The following is a 17,816-nucleotide window of genomic DNA, read 5'->3' on the forward strand; positions in this document are numbered from 1 at the left end:
GCGAATTCCCCTGTTTCCACATGGACTTGAAATGAGCCATCTGCGTCGGCGCGTGGTTTCCCGGCAGCGAGGGGCGAGACAATGCCCTCGGTTGCCCGGCATTGTGTGCGCCGTTGTGAGAGGTGTGTTGCTTGGTTTCATCGCACCCGAGGGCAGGCTCCGGTTCGCAGAACACCGAGAAGGCCGAAGACACGATCAGCCGCATCCTGGCCCAAGGCGCCCGCTGAGCAGAGACGGCTCACGGACGGCCGTAAGACGGATGCCGTCCTGATCGGGATGGTCCGCGAGTGAGAGCAGATACACGGCGGCAGTTTCGAGTGCCGCCCTACCGGCAGCCGGTGGGCCCATCTTTCCGACGACTCACGGGCGATGGGCGACTTCCGCATCCTCGGACTGAGTACCGACCTCTGCGCCATCAGTGACCACGCGATGGCCCGTACCTTCGCCTCGGGCTACCGAAAGTGGGGCGTCGGCAACTCACCGCCGGTGTCCTTCTGGAGCACCGTCACGATGCTGGAACCGAAAATGTGTGGGTCAGCGCGCCCTCGTGTAGCCGGGAGGCCCGGCCCCCGAAAGACGCGTCGCCGCTACTGATCCAGTCGAGGACGAGGACACCCCCGCCCCGATGGTGGAATATGGGTCGTCCGGGACTCGGCAGGGGGAAAGACGCGCGTGCACGCTCAGGAGACCACATTCAACGAACTCGTCCAGGGCGAGAAGCAGTACCAAGTGCCGCTCTATCAGCGCACTTACAGCTGGCAGCGGGACGAGCTGCGGCAACTCTGGGACGACGTTCAGGAGTTGGTCGAGGAGCAGTTGGAAGGACGGCCCCCCGCGGCGCACTTCCTCGGCTCCGTGGTGCTGGCCCCGGGCCGGATCACCGCCGGCGGCATGCAGCGCTGGCTCGTGGTCGATGGCCAGCAGCGGCTCACCACTCTCATGCTCGCCTTCACGGCGTTGCGCGACCGCCACCGGGAACGCGGCGCGGAGCAGAAGGCCGAGCGCATCCACGACCTTGTGCTCGTCAACAAGTACCGAAGCGGCGACGACCACTACCGGCTCCTGCCCACGCAGGCGGACCGCGACGCCTTCACCGCCTGTGTCGAGAGTTCGCCAAGGGCCGGCGGCCCCGGCAACGTGGGTGCCGCCTACCGGTTCTTCCTGGGCGCCCTCGCAGAGGGCGAGGAAAATGCTGGTGAGACGTGGACGGACGCGGTGGAGACCGTGCTGAGCGGTCTGCTGTCGATCGTGGAGATCACCGCGTCGGAGGGTGACAACGTCTACCGGATCTTCGAGTCGATCAACAACACTGGGGTCGGACTCAGCCAGAGCGACCTGCTGCGCAACTACCTCTTCATGTGCCTGCCGACCCGAGGTGAGTCCGTCTACCAGAGTCTCTGGCTGCCCATGCAGGAACGGCTAGGCCCCGCCAACCTCGAACTCCTCGTCTGGCTCGACCTGGTGGTGGCCGGCAACAGCCGGGCGAAGCAGAGCGAGATCTACCGGGACCAGAAGAAACGCCTGGAGCCTCTGAGCTCCGACGAAGCGGCCCTGGAGGCCGAGATCGCCTCCCTGGCCCGCCGGGCGGAACGTCTGATGCGGATCCTGGAACCCGAGAGGGAGGCCGACCCTGAGCTGCGCGAAGTGCTGGAGAGGCTCTCCCGGTGGGGCGGTCAGACCCACTACCCGCTGGCACTTCATCTGCTCGGCCGCGTGGACGATGGGCAGGCCACACCCCACCAGGCCGCCCGGGCACTGGCGTACGCCGAGAGTTACATGGTGCGGCGCCTGTTCACCGGACACTCCACCACGGGCAGCAATCGGGTGTTCATGGAGATGGCCAAGGAGATGGAGAAGGACGACGACCCGGCCGAGGCCGTAAGCCGCTTCCTGTCGAAGAGCAAGACGGGTGCCCGTGTCTGGCCCGACGACGACGCCGTCCGCGAGGCGATCCGCACCCGGCCGTTCTACAAGGCGGGCCGCAGCAACCAGCGGTTCCAGGTGCTGCGGAGGCTGGAGGAGAGCTACAGAGCGAGCGAACCGGTCGACTTCGCCAAGGCACGCCTGACCGTCGAGCACGTGCTGCCACAGAGCCCCGCACACCAGTGGCTGGACCTGCTGGCCGAGGAGACCGAGGACGGACAGGGCGCCGAGGAACTCCACGCCCTACTCGTCCACACGCTTGGCAACCTGACTCTTTCCGCTGACAACGCGAAGCTCTCGAACCATCCGTTCCGCCGCAAGCAGGAGATCCTGGACTTCAGCTCCCTGCGGATGAACCAGGAGATCGCAGGGCGGGAACGTTGGGGGAAGGCGGAAATCCTCGACCGCGGCGCCGCCCTCGCCGACCGGGTGGTGCGGCTGTGGCCCGGGCCCGTCGCGGGCACGGTCCCGGTGGACGACGAGTGGTCCGGATGGAAGGAGCTGCGGGCCGCGCTTCTCGCCATGCCAGCCGGGACGTGGACGACGTACGGCGATGTCGCCGCGCTCATCGGCACCCACGCCGTCCCCGTCGGCCAGCATCTGGCGTCCAAGGTGGGCCTGCACGGCGCCTACCGGGTGCTGACGGCGGACGGCCGCGTCTCGGCGGGCTTCAGGTGGCCGGACGGCCAGGACCTCGGTGATGTGCGAACCCGTCTGGAGGCCGAGGGAGTTTCCTTCGACGATGCGGGCCGGGCCCGCCGATCCCACCGGCTGACCACCTCCGACCTGGCGGCCCTGCTGGGCAAGGATGTCGCCGATGAGGCCGAGCCGTCACCACGGGCTGACGGCGATGAGCAGCAGTCGGCGACCAGCCGGTTCGAAACGCAACTGCGCGACAACCAGACCGAGGAGACCGTCGACGGCGTCCTGGACGCCCTGCGCTTCTGGGAGCAGCAGGGCGGTCATCTCGCCTACGGCCGAGCGAGCGAGACCAGTTGCTTCCCCACAGTGAGTTTCGGCAACGCCCCCGCCTCCCGAGAGCTGTGGCCCCTGGCCCTCTACCCGGTCTCCGGCACCGTAGAGGTCGTCTTCCAGTATCTGAAACGGCGCCCACCGTTCGACGACGAGCCTCTGCGGCGCGAGCTGATGAACCGCCTGAACAAGATCGAGGGCATCGACCTGGCCGAGGCAAAACTGGACCTGCGCCCGTCCTTCGCGGTGGAGGTCTTCGCCGCGCACAGCGCGGAGATCTGCGCGGTGTTGGAGTGGTTCGCGCATACGGTGGCTCTCGCGGAGGCCCGCCGTATGGTGGACAAGGACCCCGACAGTCCCTGACACCCTCCGTGACCCCTCCGGTGAAGCGTGGGGCGACGGCATCCTGCGGCCCCACGCCACGTCACGCATGGGGCCTGTAGCAACGGCGAGCGAAGCCCATGGACATCACGGGCGCGAGTTGACGACCGGCGCCAGGAATGGACTCGGCGCCCCGTGCCAGGACACCCGCAGCGCCTCGCGCGCCCGTGTGCACGCGACGAAGAGCAGGTTCAGCTCACCGTTCAGGTCCTCCTGATGCTGCTGGGCGTCGACGTCGACCGCGGTGACGGCCGACTTCATCGGCACGGTGCCGTCGTTCACTCCGGCCACGGCGACGCAGCGGAACTCCAACCCCTTCATCCGGTGCATGGTGCCGATCCGGACACCGGGGCCACCATGCCCGGCACCGAGCACGCACGCGGCGAGGCCAGCCTGCTCCAGAGCCTGGGCGATGTCCCGTCCCAGTTGGGCGAAGCGCACCGCCACCCCGATGTCCTCCGCCCGCACCCCTGCGCCGGTCCAGTCCCGCACCCGGGCCACCAGTGCCTCAATCTCCTCGGGTTTGGTGGCATACCCGGCCGTCTCCGGCCGCTCTCCGTGCATGGTGGAGCGGTATCCAGCCAGCGTCTCGTTCCCGCCGTCCATGTCGTCCGGCTCCTCACCGGTCAGCAGCGAGGCCGACCAGGCCAGGATCTCCTGTGTGGTGCGGTAGTTGATCCGCAGTCGGTGCGAGCGGCCGACGACCTGGACGCCGAGCGAGCGCAGCGACACCCGGTTCCCGTAGATCCGCTGGTAGGTGTCCCCGGCGAGGAACAGATCGTCCTGACCGTGAGCGACCAGGGCCCGCAGGAACCGCCACTGCGCGGGGTGCAAGTCTTGCGCCTCGTCGATCACGACATGGTGGTACAACCGCTGCTCCCGGCCGTCCAAGACACGTGCCGCCTCCGCACACACCTGAAGGAACGTCCACTCGCCGGCCTGGCGCAATTGCTCCTCGAAAGCGGAGACAGCCCGCCACACCTGAAGGCGTTTCAGCGGTGGGAGCGCGGTGCCGCGGCCGGTGCGCGGCGCCTTCAGGTACTCCTCCGGTTCGGTCAGGGCCTGCGCGAGGACGATCTGACGCCACTCCTGGTCGAGGAAGACGTCCGTGAAGTCGATCCCCAGCCGACGCGCGATGCGCGTCCAGCGGGCGGTGATCTCCTTCTGGTCGAAGACCAGTTTCAGCGGGGCGCCGCCGCGCTCCGCCCGTACGATCTCGTTGGCCAGGGCGTCGACGTTGACTACCCGGATCCTCGCCCGGACCTCCTCTTCCTCGACCAGCAGCGTCAGACAGCGCTCTAGTTCGGCCGCGAGATCCCTGGTGAAAGTGGTGAGCAGGACGCTCCCGTCGGGGGCGCCCTCGGGCAGTTGCCGCGCCAGGTGGTACGCCCGGTGCAGGGCGACCACCGTCTTCCCCGTGCCGGGCCCGCCTGTGACGCGGGCCGGCCCGGCGTAGCCCTCGTGGTACGCCACCCGGTACTGGCTCGGGTGCAGGAAGACCCGCCAGGCGTCGAACGGCCGCTCCAGGATTCCCTGCAGTTCGACGGGGCCCGACACGAGCGCGACCCGGCCGCGGGAACGGGCCATCGCGGTGCCCAGCTCGTCACCGTCGTCGGCCGCAGGGGTCTGCGCGGCGGTCCGGGCGTACGCCTGCACCAGTTCCCGATCGATCGCCTCGGGCGTCATGCCGGTCGCGAGCCCCAGCAGGACGTCGTACTGATGCTCCGGCAGCACCTTGTGTAGTGCCTCCAGATGATCCTCGTCCGGGATCAGCCGGATGATCGGCAGGATCTCCTCGTCCACACCGAGGCTGCGCAGCACCTTGTCCGGGTAGTCGGAGTGGGGAAACAGGCGGGTCGGTTCCTCGGCGGCCAGCGCACGCAGCCCCGCCGTGGCCCGTTCCAGGGCCACGTCGTTGCGTATCTCGATGCCTTGCGTCGCCTCGTTCACCGACGCACGGTGCTTGGCGGCCCAGTCGTTGGCCTTGTCATGGGGGAGCACCTTGAGCAGCAGGTAGCTGTCGCCCGACTCGCCCTTGAGGACGACGCCGCGCCAGAAGCCGGTGATGCGGATGGTCCGCAGCCGTGGATCTTTCTGGTGACTCAGCTTCTCCAGGTGCAGCCCAGTGTGCGTCGCTGCCGCGAACTTCTCGAACACCTCGAAGACCCGCTTCTGGACGGGTTTCTCCAACGCCGCGAACTCCAGCAGGAAGTCCCGGTGCATCCCCAGCGTCGCCATCCGCGCCCCTCCAGAAGACTACGATCACCTTACTGACCGGCTCCGATTCGCGAGACCGGTCCGTACGTGCCAGGGCAGCCGGATCGCCTCGATCTCCGTCCGCCTGCGGCACGGGTCAGTTGACTCGACGGTTGCCGGGCGGAACCTCGCTCCGGTGCATCCCCACGACGACGGAGCCCGGCCCGCTGGCGGACAGGCTCTCGCGTATCAGGTCGATGACGTAGTCCCAGCCGGTGCCGCGCGTGCCGATCCATCCGTCCCTGAGCAGCGTGGTGAAGGTGGTGTTGTTCAGGTACCGGGGAACCGACTCCTCGACGATGCGTGTCCCGCCGGACGGCCCGTCGGCCTCGGGGCGTTGAAGCAGTTCCTGAAAGTGCTCCCGCGTCAGGTACATGCCGGGGATGAGGGCAGCGGAGTTCATCATGAAGGGAGTGGTTCGGCACAGTTTGACCATGCTGGGCGTGGGTACCAGGCGTGGATCTCCCAGCGTCGTCGGCCCCTCCTGACTGCTCCGAGCCCACCGGTCCTCGGCCTTGCACTCCTCGTCGACGGTCTCCATCCGCTTCAGCTCCCGCTCGCCGGTAGCGTCATGCCAGTACACCCAGCCGGGCCCGCTCTGACGCATCCGCTTGTACTGGACCATGGCCACGCTGCGGGCGTGCTCGTTCACGTAGATCATGTCGACGCCCATGACAGTCTCGGCGTTCGTGCGGTTGGCGTTGTACACGAACAGCCGATGGCGGGATTCGGAGCTGCGGCGGTAGATCCGCCAGCCGACCTGCACGGCGTCTTCGCCCTCCATGCCAGGGAAGCGCAGGTAGTCGTGGACGATCTGCTGGTCCTCGATCTGCCGGAGGGCGGGCATCCCTTCGATGAAGGGGACGGACCGGGAGCGGGGATCGTCGCCGCCGAGCGGCTGCTGCCACGCTTCGAGCTGATCGCGGTCCGCGCCGAATGTCTCCATGACGGTGCCCACCGCGTCCTTCTCAAAGCTCCGCTGTTCTCCCTCCCGACCTGTCGGAGGATTGGCCCCCAGGCTGTTCTCCAGGCCATCCAGCGTCTCGTTCAGTTCCGGCCGCAGATGCCGGATGGCGGCGAGCAGGTTGTCGCCGGCCGCGGGAGACAAACGACCGTCGTCCTTGAGAAACCGGCGGCTGGCCCCCATGGCGCCCTCAAGGTCGACGAGCGGCAGCGGAACCTGGAGTGCGGTGAAGTCACGGGCGAGCAGAGCACGTTCGTAGGTACCCGACCGCCTGCCCGGGAAGACGCCGCCCACCCCGATGATCCTGCGCTGCTCATAGCGGGCGTGACGGTCCGTGAAGAAGGCGAGACACCACACACGCGGCTTCCTCCAGTCCCTGTACGGGTACGCGAAGGTCCGCTCACCCCGGGTCAGCCAGGCCGGAGGTTTCTCAGGGAGCCGCTCCGTCATCAGCGCGGTGCTGTGTACTAGAGCGACGGCGACCATCAGCGACCTCCTACATTTCGCGAAACTTGGAGGCTCAATTGTTGGTCAGTTTCCGGCTGTCCGGGCACAGTGGCTGTCAATCGGTCATGTGAATGGCGATCATTCGACGGTGGCGGTACCTCATGAAGCTCCTGGCCACCGCGCGAGAACCCCACGACGCTGCAACTCCCGTATGTGGTCCGCCATTCGCCCCGGCATGGGACCGCCATTCAGCAGGACGCCCGCCTCGATGTTGCGCTCGGCGCCGGCCGCCGTGAGGTTGGCGCTGGAGAGGAAGAGGATCCGGTCGTCGGCCACCGCCAGTTTCGCGTGCAACCGGCTGCCAGGAGCGGGGCGTTGGCCTTTCGGCCAGTGCCAGAGCCGCATGCCCGGTATACGGGAGAAAGCGTCGGCCGGTTCGTTCCCAGAGAGCAGCCCGCCCGCGCCTTCCAGCGTCTCCACGACGATGTCCACCGTGACGCCTCGGGCCACGGCCTCGGACAGCGCTGCGGTCAGCGGCGCGTACGAGCGGGCCGAGTAGGTCACGGCGACGAGCCGGTGCTCCGCGGCGCCGACCACCTCCGTCAGCACCTGGGCGGTGGCGCGGCCGGGTGTCCCGGGCGTGGAAGGGCCGCTCCACACCGCTCGGGCCTCGGTGTCCTCGCGCCGCCGGGTCCAGGCCGCCGCGTAACCCCGCAGATACGCCGCCGCCTCCGCCGAGGGAACGCCGTCCTCCGTCATCGACACCAGCAACGCCGATACGGCTTCCAGCGCGGCCGGCGTCTGGAGCCTGCCGAGGATGTACGCAGGCGAGCGGCCCTGGGAGAGGAGCGTGGCCAGCGCCTTAGTCCGTGTGGGACCGAGCGAGGCGGCGGCCGTCGCTGCCGCCGCCTCGAAGCGTCTGCGGCTCACCGGGTCGATCCGCTCACCCGAAGTCCGGGATGAGGGCCAGCGTTTGCGGGTCGCCTGCCAGGTGGGTGATGAACCGCCGGTCCAGGAACCGGTTGCCGCGCTCGCACGTCGTCTCGGACACGAACAGACAGGAGTGGCAGGCGGCACCGTGCAGGAAGTCCTCCGGCGCCTTGGGAAGACGCTCGCCGCACAGCGGGTCCGAGGAGCACCGCCCCGCCTTGTACAGCGCCGTCCGTACGATCCTGGCCAGCCGGTTCTCCCCAGTGCTCGGATCCTGATCGGCGAGGGAGACCAGCCCGCCAAGCGTGCCCTCCGAGTCCGGGACGGCCGTGTAGATGAGGATGCCGGTCCGCCGTTCCTCGGCGTCGCCGCTATAGATCCGCTCGGCCAGACTCGCCGAGTTGTAGCCGCACTCCATCGCGATGGTGCGGATGAGTAGATGGGAGAGCGTGTGAAGGGCGATGTAGCGACTGCCCGGCCAGCCTTGCATCAGGTCGGAGCCGTCCTGGATCCGTTCCGACCTGCGGTGCTCACGGAACCGGCCGAAAGCCGCGGCGTGTGCGGCGAGGGCGTCGCTCGACGCGACTCGCTGCTCCCACTGCTCGATCAGGTGATCGTCCACCCGCAGGAACAGCCCCTCGCCGCGCACCTCGCTGGCCGGCACCCAGCCGCGCTCGCGCCGCCCCAGGTCCACGCGGGTGACCAGGCCGGGGTCCTCCGGATCGGGGGCGTCGAGCCGGGTGAAGCCGATGAGGGCCCGCACCTCGCGCAGTCGTTCCGCCTGCCGCACCTGGGAGAAGACAGTGGACAAGGGCCCACTGAGCAAAGCGTCCACCAGCGCGAAGTCCTCAGTCGGGTCGGCGGTCTTCGCCGCGGACAGCACCTGCCATTCGGGGGTCAGTAGGTCCGGAGGGCCTGGAGGCTGCTCGGTCTCGCCCGCATCGCCCGACAAGGCCGCGCGGTAGGCGGATATGGCCTGCCAGACCTGTCCGGGTTCGTAGTCGCGCAGGTAGCGGTGGTGCTTCGACTTCTTGGCGAACATGGCGATCTCTGCCTCGTCCTCGAAGTCCTCCAGGTCCGGCCAGCGTTCCTCGACGAGCTTACGCAGCGAGTCGGTCCCGGTGTCGGGCAGTGCCAGTGCGCTGAGCGTCACGGGGAACCACTGGTTGGACGCGCCCACGACCAGCAGATACGGCGTCTCGTCGCAGGTGTCGTAGACGCCGTCGAACTGCGGGTGCCGGCCACGGCAACGGGGCAGGTTCTCTCGGCCTTTGTCGCCCATCGCGTCCCGGATGTTGCGCTTCGCCTTCTTGCACACCAGGCATTCGAGGGAGACGTTGGCCGCGAGGTTGCCCCCGTTGTCGCGCATTCGCAGCGTCGGATACGTCGTGTCGGGGCAGGCGCGGCCCTCGTGCACGAACTCCGTGTACGGGAACTCGTCGAGGTGGCCCTTGGTGCAGGCCAGCGCGAAGCGGGCGTCCACGGCGAGGGGCTTGCGGCCCTTCCTCTTCCGGTAGCAGTTCTCGTGGTAGAACCGCGCCTCGTCAGGGCGGCGAGCGTTGTTGTTCTCGAACCCCCACTTGCCCGAGCCCAGGGAGGCCAGCTCATTGCACGCCGTGCAGCGCAGCCACTGCCAGAAAGGGGTCACGGGCACGCCGATCCGTGCCGCGTTCCCCTTCGGGTCGGTGTCGGTGCCGGGGATCCATGGGGCGGCGCGCAGTTCGCCCACCTGGTTCGGGCCGTAGCGCCGCAGGGCCCGGTTGACGGCCCCGCGGAGGCGGGGCTCCTCGATTACCGGATCGGGCACACCGGCGTAACTCCAGTGGTCGAGGCCCTTGACCATGACGGAGAAGTTGGGCAGGTCGACGAGGGCGCCGACGCCGCCGGTGAACATGAGGTGGCTCGGCCGTACCGCCCCCACCCGCCTGAAGTATCCGCCGCCGCTCATGACCGCTGCCCCCTGGCCGTGCCGTTGTCGTCGCCGTTCCCGTCCGGGTCCGGCACCTCGCCGAGTTCGTCGCCGCTCGTGGATCAGGACCCTGACTCGTTTCTGAGGCCATCTTCCTTCGCGCGGCGCGCTCGGCTTGTGCCGCGGGGCGGGCGAGGGACAGAGCGGCCCGGCGAAGGGTCGCCTTGAGCTGGTGCGATGCCGCGCGTGCAGCGTGACCGGAATTCGAACATGTGCGCCATAAGGAAAGCCCGCGCCTCCGCCGTCCGTCGGCATCGATGGTGACCTCTTCGCCCTGACGCTGCGGGCGTCGGCATGACCCACCAGTGCGATGTCGATGGCGGGAGAGGTCGACCAGGCGGCCTCTCTCCAAGTGGCGCGAGCCCGAATGTCCAATATATTACGTTCTACGGAACATTTATGTAACTCGCGGCAATCCAGACGCTGATGGGGTTGCCGCATACGATCGCGCGCCACTTGCGCCGGGGCCAGTTCACGGAATCCGATGGCGGCGGAGCCGTACCGCTTGTCACCTGGATCGTCGCCCGAGGGGAACCATGACCGACGAGACTTCCGTGCCCCTGGAGGAAGAGCGCAGCGAGGGAGGATGCCCGGCAAGTGCGTTTGCCCGGCGGTCGTTTCTTCATGGTGCCGCCGCGGGCATGGCCGGAGCGGCGGGCGGGGCCGTTCTGGGCAACGGTGAGGCGCTCGCCGCCACGACGTCCGGAATCAAGGCGGAACCGAAATCCCGTACGATTCCCTTTCACGGTTATCACCAGGCAGGCATCGCCACTGCGCCCCAACAGGACGCGATTTTCGTCTCGTTCGACGTGACCGCTTCCGACCGCGCGGAGCTCACCGACCTGTTCCGCGCGCTCACCTCGCGTGCGCGCTTCCTCACGGCGGGCGGCAGGCCACCGGAGGTGCCCCAGACGGCAACGCCATCGGACAACGGCATCATGGGGCCCACGTTCGTGGCGGATGGCCTCACTCTGACAGTCGCAGTGGGCGCGTCCCTCTTCGACGACCGCTACGGATTGAGCGCACGCAAGCCGGTCCAGCTCGTCACGATGACGCCCTTCCGCCATGACGACTTGGACCCCGCGCTGAGCCAGGGTGACCTGCTGATCCAGATCTGCGCTGATCATCGCGACACGACGGTGCACGCACTGATCGACATCCTGACCCACACCAAGTCCGCGATGAAGCTGCGCTGGCGCATTGATGGCCAGCGCAATCCGGAGCGTCCCGTCGGTGTCCGGCGTGACTGGTTCGGCTTCAAGGACGGAATCTCCAACCCGACCGTCACCGACGACGCCCAGATGAATCAGGTGGTCTGGGTCCAGCCGAAGAGCGCCGAACCGGCCTGGGCCGCAGGCGGCACGTACCACGTGCTGCGTATCGTGCATTTCTTCATCGAGGCGTGGCAGAAGGTGCCCATTGCCGAACAAGAGCGGATCTTCGGCCGCCGCAAGGCGAGCGGCGCCCCCATGTACGCCGTGGACGAGAACGCCACGGATCTCCTCGACCCCATTTACACCAACGACCCGCAAGGCCTGATCACCCCGCTGAACTCGCACATCCGCCTCGCCAATCCCCAGACTCCGCAGACCGCGGCGACCAGCACGATCCTGCGTCGCAGTTACGACTACGACCGGAGCCCCAATCTGCCGGAACTCGACATGGGGCATGCATTCGTCTGCTTCCAGCAGGAGCTGAACACCTACGTCGCCATGCAGACCCGGTTGGAAGACGAAACACTGGTGCCGTTCATCAGCCCACGGGGCGGAGGCTACTTCTTCGCACTTCCCGGAGTTCGGGACGAGAAGGACTACTACGCCCGCGGGCTCCTGACCTGATCCTTCCCTGCCCCGGACGGCGTCGGCGGGGACGCCGCCCCGCGCGGCCCCGGACCGAACCGTCGCAATGCGCACAGGAGGCGAGATGTTCTCTGCCCTGCGGACCCGAGCCGGCGGTGGCCGCCGTCGACCCGCCAGGACGCTCCGGCCGGCACTCGCGGCGGGCATCGGGATCCTGTTGATCTCCTGTACGCACGCCACCTCGGTCCGCAAGGATTCCGCCGTGCCGGTCGCGCCTGTCCTCGCCGGTGCCGGCGGCCGTGTCTACGTCACGAACCAGCAGGACAACACGCTCTCGGTGATCGACGCCCGTACCTACAAGGTCGTCGCAACCGTGCCGGCCGGTGTGGGCCCCGAAGGCGTCGCGGCCGCCAAGGACGGCAAGCATGTGTACATCGCCAACAGCGGCTCTGCCCGGGTCTCGGTCCTCGACACCCGGAACAACAAGATCGTCACAACCGTGACGGTCGGGAGGAGCCCCACCGGTGTCGGCCTCAGCCCCGATGGCAGCGCCCTCTACGTCACCAACGGCGGTTCGAACACCGTCTCGTTGATCGATACCCGAACCAACAAGGTGGCCTCTACCATCCCGGTCGGCAAGTCTCCGGTCGACGTGGCATTCAGTCCGGACGGTGGTTCGGCCTACGTGGCGAATTCCGGGTCCGGCAACCTGTCAGTCATCAACACCCGCACCCGCCGGGTCGACCGGAACCTTCCCGCAGGGCTCTCCCCGGTGGGCGTCGCCATCACCCCGGACGGCAGGTCGGCCTACGTCGCCGACGAGACGGCGGCGCACGTCCTCGCCGTCGGAACCCGTACCGGAGAGGTGTCCACCGTATCCGTCGGCGAGGGCCCCTTTGACGTGGCCATCGGGCCCGACGGCCGGTTCGCCTACTCCGCCGACCTCGGCCCGGGCAACGTATCCGTCATCAGCACCGACAGCCACCGTGTCTCAGCGACCGTTGCCCTGGGCCCTCCCGGCACCGACCCGTTCAACCTGGAGGTCACCGACGAGGCGATCTACGTCACGAATCAGGGAGCGGGCACGCTCAAGGTCATCGACCCGGATTCCAACAAGGTCGTCGCGACTGTCACCCTCGGCGCCAGCCCCTACGGCGTGGCGGTGAGCTGAGCCCGCGACGCACCACCCTGACCCCGGAGGAGGCGTGACCCGTCACGAACTCCAGGTCCTCCCGGGGCGGTTCGGCGAAGTCGAGCGGCAGTCGCAGCCGCGTCCAGCCTCGCTCCGACCTGCATCCGAATATCTGCCTGGAGTAAGCGCACCTGACAGCCGTAGACCGAAATGCACCTTTCGTACTCACATGCGAATCTGGGAGTGGCCCATCATCCGAGATCCGCTACAGGAGGCACGATCGTGGGCAAGAAGCAGAGTCGGCAGAACCGAGGCGCCCGCACCGGCGGCCATGAACGCAGCGCTGCTCCGGAGACCAAGGAACAGACGCCGCAGCCAACGGCCGCCCAGAACACGGTGCACTCGATTTCAGAGCAGGTCTCTCACCGGAAGCAGCGGAGGTTCGGCCACAACTGACCTTCGTGGATCACACGCGTAGATCTCTCTTGTAGATCCACGACAACCGCCCTCTGTGGTGGCACCCGACACCGGGTGCCACCACAGAGGGCGGTTTTGTGTCCGGACACTTCCCCCGCGGATCCGACTCACACGACCACCGTTGGTGACTCTGCGTAGATGATCCACCACCCCATGCACCATGTGCCGTGCGTGAACTGCGCACCCGAAAACTTGCCTGACGCCAAGTCAGGTCCGGGGTGGAGGCTTCGACTTCACGCGCAGATCCGGGCCTCCGAGAGGTTTATCTACGCGCGGAGCTAAGGCGACCGAACGATCATTCGGGCATATCAGACCAGTTCTTGTGCAGCTATTACCGGCGAGTACCCGCAGCTGCTAGAAACGTGGCGCTCAATCACCCCTAGCCACCCCCCACCCCCTCGGAGGGCTGACAGTCATGTCAGTACGGAGATTCTGGGCGTCCGCTTCCACCCTTGTCCTCGCCGCAGTGGCCGCCCTGGGCATCGCCCAGCCGGCCTCGGCGGCCACCGGCGGGTACGTCGCACTCGGTGACTCGTACTCGTCCGGTGTAGGAGCAGGAAGTTACATCTCGGACAGCGGCGACTGCCGCCGCAGCACCAAGGCCTACCCCTACCTCTGGGCGGCAGCCAACTCGCCTTCGTCCTTCGCCTTCGTCGCCTGCTCGGGCGCCACGACGGGTTCGGTGGCGGGCAGCCAGCTGGGCGCGCTGAGCTCGTCCACCGGTCTGGTCAGCGTCACGGCGGGCGGCAATGACGTCGGCTTCGCCGATGTCATGCAGGACTGCGTGCTCTACAGCGAGGCCACCTGCCTGAGCAGCGTGAGTTCGGCCGTCTCGCAGATGCAGAACTCGCTTCCCTCCAGCCTGAGTTCGCTCTACGGCTCCATCCGGTCGCGGGCCCCTCAGGCGCGTGTCGTGGTGCTGGGCTACCCGCGCTTCTACCAGCTCAGCGGCAGCTGCATCGCCGGGCTCTCGGAGAACGAGCGGGCCGCCATCAACAACGCGTCCAACGTCCTGAACAGTGTCATCGCCAAGCAGGCGGCCAACTCCGGGTTCGCGTTCTCCAGCGTGGTGGACGAGTTCACCGGGCATGAGCTGTGCTCCGGTGACGCATGGCTCAACAGCGTGACGATCCCGGTCTACAACTCGTACCACCCCAAGGCCGCCGGACAGTCGGGCGGCTATCTTCCGGCCTTCCGCTCGGCCGCGTAGGACGCGGACGAGGGAGGTACAGGAGCAAGTGCGGCGGGCCCCCGGAGGCACTTCCGGCCGCCCGCCGCACTTCTCCGTTGCCTCCCCCCTCAGTACCGCTCCACGAGATGCTCCCGGCCCGCCGGGGGCTCGTAGGGCTCGGGCCAGAAGTCGGTGATCTCGCTGATCCGCCCCTGCGCGTCGAACGTGAAGAAGTGAATGGCGTGCAGCTCCTGCGGGCCGACCGAGAAGAGCGTCCGGACAGCCACCTGCTGCCCCTCCTGGTCGGCCACGACCCGTTCGACACGGACGTGCCAGTCCCCCGGGTACTCCCGGTTGAACTGTATGTACCGCTCCTTGCCGCGGATGCGTTCGCGCGTCTGCGGCAGGTCGTACAGCACCTCGTCGGCGAGCGTCGTGGCGAAGGTGTCCCAGTCGCGGTCGTCGGCCGCGGTCCAGTACGTCTCCGCCGCGGCGCGCAGATCAGCAGTCGTGGTCATGGGTCGAGTGTGAACCCCACCACTGACAACGGGCCTTGAGCGCCGGACTTCGCATTCCGCATCCGGTCAGGAGCCGGCCGGCCGGGATGCCTTGATCGAGTACATCAGCGGGATGCGCGGCCGGTCTACGGGGAAGCGGTAGAGGCCGTCGCCCTGCCGCTCCAGCGCGGTGAAGCGGGCGAAGAGCGAGACGTCGTGCTCGTGCAGGAACTCGATCCGCAGCCCGGCGGCGGCCAGCGCCGACACCACGTCGCCGATCGGGTGCTGCCATTCGACGCTGCGGTTGTGGACGGTCGGTGCGTCGAAGTCCGCGTACGTGCCCGGCGTCTCGTCCACCCATGCGTCGCGGCTGAAGTAGTCGTGCTCGACCGTCGTGCCGGTCGAGTCGTCGAGGCAGTCCGTGAGCGGATGGAACTCCGCGAGATAGAGGAAGCCGCCGGGCGCCACGAGCGATGCGGCGGTCTCGGCCCAGCGCCGGATGTCGGGCAGCCAGTTCAGCGCGCCGACGCCGGTGTAGACGATGTCGTACGACGGGTCCGGGACGGCCTCCGCGGCGTCATGGACATCGGCGGCGACGAACGCCGCCCGGTCCTGGCCGAACCCCAGCTCACGGGCCAGGCCGCGCGCGGTCTCGACGGCCGGTTCGGAGAAGTCCAGACCGACGGCGCGCGCGGCGCCGTGCCGGGCCCAGGAGAGGGTGTCGAGCCCGATGTGGCACTGCAGGTGCAGCAGCGACCTGCCCGTGACATCACCGACCTCGGCGAGCTCGAACGGGCGCAGGGCGTCCTTGCCGGCGCGGAAGGAATCCAGGTCGTAGAAGTCGCTCACGGCATGGATGGGGACGCGCTCGTCCCAGCGCGCGCGGTTGGCCTCGTGCCAGTCGGCAGGGGTCGGTGCATAGATGTCCGGGAGGTTATCCACAGGCTGCGGACGATGCGAACGGATTGTCGGCGTTCCGGCGCAGAATGGGGGACATGACTGAGATCACTGGCTCGACGGCCCCCGGCACACCGGCGACCGCCTCCGCTCCCGCGACCGCTCCCGCACCGGCGACCGCCTCCGTCCCGGAGTGGGAGCAGCGTTTCCGGGCGCCACGGGTGTCCTTGCCCGACTGGGCGGAGGACGCGCCGGACCGCGCGCTGTTCGTCTCCAATGCCACGGGGACGTACGAGCTGTACGCATGGGACCGTGCCACCGGCGAGCAGCGCCAGGTGACCGACCGGCCGAACGGCACGACGGACGGCGTGCTGACACCGGACGGCGAGTCGATCTGGTGGTTCAGCGACACCGATGGTGACGAGTTCGGGGTGTGGATGCGTCAGCCGTTCCACGGCGGCGGGGGCGCGGAGCCGGTGGACGAGCCGGCGGCCCCCGGTCTCGGTGCCTCGTACCCGGCCGGGCTCGCGATCGGGCGGGACGGGACGGCGGTGATCGGCCGCTCGACCGACGAGGACGGGACGACGATCCATGTCGTACGGCCCGGGGCGGCTCCCGTCGAGATCTACCGCCACCGCGAGTCGGCGGGCGTCGGTGACCTGTCGTACGACGGGTCGCTGATCGCGCTGGAGCACACCGAGCACGGCGATGCGATGCACTCCGCGGTGCGCGTGGTGCGGCCCGACGGGTCGACGGTCGCCGAACTGGACGACACCGAGGGCGGTACGAAGGAGCTGGGCCTGTCCGTGCTGGGCTTCGCCCCCGTCGCCGGGGACACGAGGCTGCTGGTCGGGCATCAGCGGCGGGGCCGCTGGGAGCCGATGATCTGGGATCCGACGACGGGCGAGGAGACGGACCTCGCGCTCGACCTGCCCGGCGATGTGAGCGCCGAATGGTATCCGGACGCCTCCGCTCTGCTGGTCGTGCACGGCTTCGAGGCCCGCAGCGACCTGTGGCGGTACGAGCCGGGTGCGGGCGGCGCTCCTGTCCGGGTGGAGACCCCCGCGGGTTCGGTGTCCGGTGCCACGGCCCGGCCGGACGGCACGGTGGAGTACCTGTGGTCGTCGGCCGCGCAGCCGCCCGTCATCCGGTCCACCTCGGGTGCGGTGGTGCTCGATCCGCCGGGCATGAAGGCTCCGGCGTCCGTGCCGGTGGAGGACGTGTGGGTGGACGGGCCCGGGGGCCGCGTCCACGCCCTCGTCCAGCGGCCCGCCGCCTCGGCCGAGGGCCCGTTTCCCACGGTCTTCGAGATCCACGGCGGGCCCACGTGGCACGACAGCGACGCCTTCGCTTCCGGCCCCGCCGCGTGGGTGGACCACGGTTACGCGGTCGTCCGGGTCAACTACCGCGGCTCCACCGGATACGGCCGCGCCTGGACGGACGCGCTGAAGCACCGGGTCGGCCTGATCGAGCTGGAGGACATCGCCGCGGTGCGGGAGTGGGCGGTGAAGTCCGGGCTCGCGGACCCGGCGAAGCTGGTCCTGGCCGGTGGCTCCTGGGGCGGCTATCTGACCCTGCTCGGCCTCGGTACGCAGCCGGACGACTGGGCCGTGGGCCTGGCGGCGGTCCCGGTCGCCGACTACGTCACGGCGTATCACGACGAGATGGAGGACCTGAAGGCAATGGACCGCACGCTGCTGGGCGGCACGCCGGAAGAGGTCCCCGAGCGCTTCGAGGCCTCGTCCCCGCTGACGTACGTGGACGCCGTGCGGGCGCCGGTCTACATCTCGGCGGGCGTCAACGACCCGCGCTGCCCGATCCGCCAGGTCGAGAACTATGTGGACCGGCTGAGCGGCCGTGCCGCGGTGCACGAGGTGTACCGGTACGACGCGGGACACGGTTCGCTCGTCGTGGAGGAGCGGATCAAGCAGTTCCGGCTGGAACTCGACTTCGCCCGGCGCCACCTGACCGGCAACCCCGGCCAGTAGCCGCATCGGTACC

12 protein-coding genes are annotated in these 17,816 nt (G+C 68.5%); 6 read left to right on the plus strand and 6 right to left on the minus strand.

What is annotated here, in order from left to right:
* The first annotated feature begins 672 nt into the window (after positions 1-672).
* Positions 673-3,258 carry a GmrSD restriction endonuclease domain-containing protein gene (locus tag OG507_RS18455; protein WP_327368288.1) on the plus strand — a complete coding sequence of 862 codons (2,586 nt, stop codon included), beginning with the start codon at positions 673-675 and terminating at the stop codon, positions 3,256-3,258.
* Positions 3,259-3,363: 105 nt separating this feature from the next.
* Here the strand turns inward: OG507_RS18455 and OG507_RS18460 are convergent, their stop codons facing one another.
* The 4 genes from OG507_RS18460 to OG507_RS18475 all read right to left on the minus strand — a co-directional run bounded on the left by OG507_RS18460 (position 3,364) and on the right by OG507_RS18475 (position 9,821).
* A complete protein-coding gene (locus OG507_RS18460) occupies positions 3,364-5,514 on the minus strand; it encodes a UvrD-helicase domain-containing protein (RefSeq protein WP_327368289.1) in 2,151 nt (716 codons plus the stop codon).
* A gap of 115 nt (positions 5,515-5,629) precedes the next feature.
* Positions 5,630-6,982 (minus strand): hypothetical protein, encoded by a 1,353-nt coding sequence (locus OG507_RS18465; protein ID WP_327368290.1) that lies wholly within the window; start codon positions 6,980-6,982, stop codon positions 5,630-5,632.
* A 120-nt stretch (positions 6,983-7,102) separates the two neighbouring features.
* The gene (drmC, locus tag OG507_RS18470) at positions 7,103-7,873 is read right to left on the minus strand and encodes a DISARM system phospholipase D-like protein DrmC (RefSeq protein ID WP_327368291.1); all 771 of its coding nucleotides are present in this window, start codon (positions 7,871-7,873) and stop codon (positions 7,103-7,105) included.
* A gap of 13 nt (positions 7,874-7,886) precedes the next feature.
* Complete coding sequence (locus tag OG507_RS18475; protein ID WP_327368292.1) at positions 7,887-9,821, minus strand: DUF1998 domain-containing protein; 1,935 nt, start codon at positions 9,819-9,821, stop codon at positions 7,887-7,889.
* A 557-nt stretch (positions 9,822-10,378) separates the two neighbouring features.
* Between OG507_RS18475 and OG507_RS18480 the strand changes: the two genes are divergently transcribed.
* The 4 genes from OG507_RS18480 (at position 10,379) to OG507_RS18495 (ending at position 14,460) form a co-directional block, all read left to right on the plus strand.
* Positions 10,379-11,680: a Dyp-type peroxidase gene (locus tag OG507_RS18480; protein WP_327368293.1), complete on the plus strand. Its 1,302-nt coding sequence runs from the start codon at positions 10,379-10,381 to the stop codon at positions 11,678-11,680.
* An 85-nt stretch (positions 11,681-11,765) separates the two neighbouring features.
* Positions 11,766-12,812 carry a YVTN family beta-propeller repeat protein gene (locus tag OG507_RS18485; protein ID WP_327368294.1) on the plus strand — a complete coding sequence of 349 codons (1,047 nt, stop codon included), beginning with the start codon at positions 11,766-11,768 and terminating at the stop codon, positions 12,810-12,812.
* Positions 12,813-13,055: 243 nt separating this feature from the next.
* Entirely contained in the window at positions 13,056-13,229 is a 174-nt protein-coding gene (locus OG507_RS18490; protein ID WP_327368295.1) for a hypothetical protein, read from the plus strand.
* A 436-nt stretch (positions 13,230-13,665) separates the two neighbouring features.
* Positions 13,666-14,460, plus strand: a complete 795-nt coding sequence (locus tag OG507_RS18495; RefSeq protein ID WP_327368296.1) for an SGNH/GDSL hydrolase family protein — start codon at positions 13,666-13,668, stop codon at positions 14,458-14,460.
* Between the two features lie 89 nt (positions 14,461-14,549).
* On the opposite strand, the gene OG507_RS18500 is transcribed toward OG507_RS18495, so the two are convergent.
* On the minus strand, positions 14,550-14,939 hold the full coding sequence (locus OG507_RS18500) for a nuclear transport factor 2 family protein (RefSeq protein WP_327368297.1): 390 nt from the start codon (positions 14,937-14,939) through the stop codon (positions 14,550-14,552).
* Between the two features lie 66 nt (positions 14,940-15,005).
* Positions 15,006-15,842 carry a class I SAM-dependent methyltransferase gene (locus OG507_RS18505; RefSeq protein WP_327372023.1) on the minus strand — a complete coding sequence of 279 codons (837 nt, stop codon included), beginning with the start codon at positions 15,840-15,842 and terminating at the stop codon, positions 15,006-15,008.
* A 71-nt stretch (positions 15,843-15,913) separates the two neighbouring features.
* Between OG507_RS18505 and OG507_RS18510 the strand changes: the two genes are divergently transcribed.
* The gene (locus tag OG507_RS18510; RefSeq protein ID WP_442810998.1) at positions 15,914-17,803 is read left to right on the plus strand and encodes a S9 family peptidase; all 1,890 of its coding nucleotides are present in this window, start codon (positions 15,914-15,916) and stop codon (positions 17,801-17,803) included.
* Positions 17,804-17,816 lie beyond the last annotated feature (13 nt).

It is taken from the genome of Streptomyces sp. NBC_01217, from assembly GCF_035994185.1.
GTDB lineage: Bacteria > Actinomycetota > Actinomycetes > Streptomycetales > Streptomycetaceae > Streptomyces.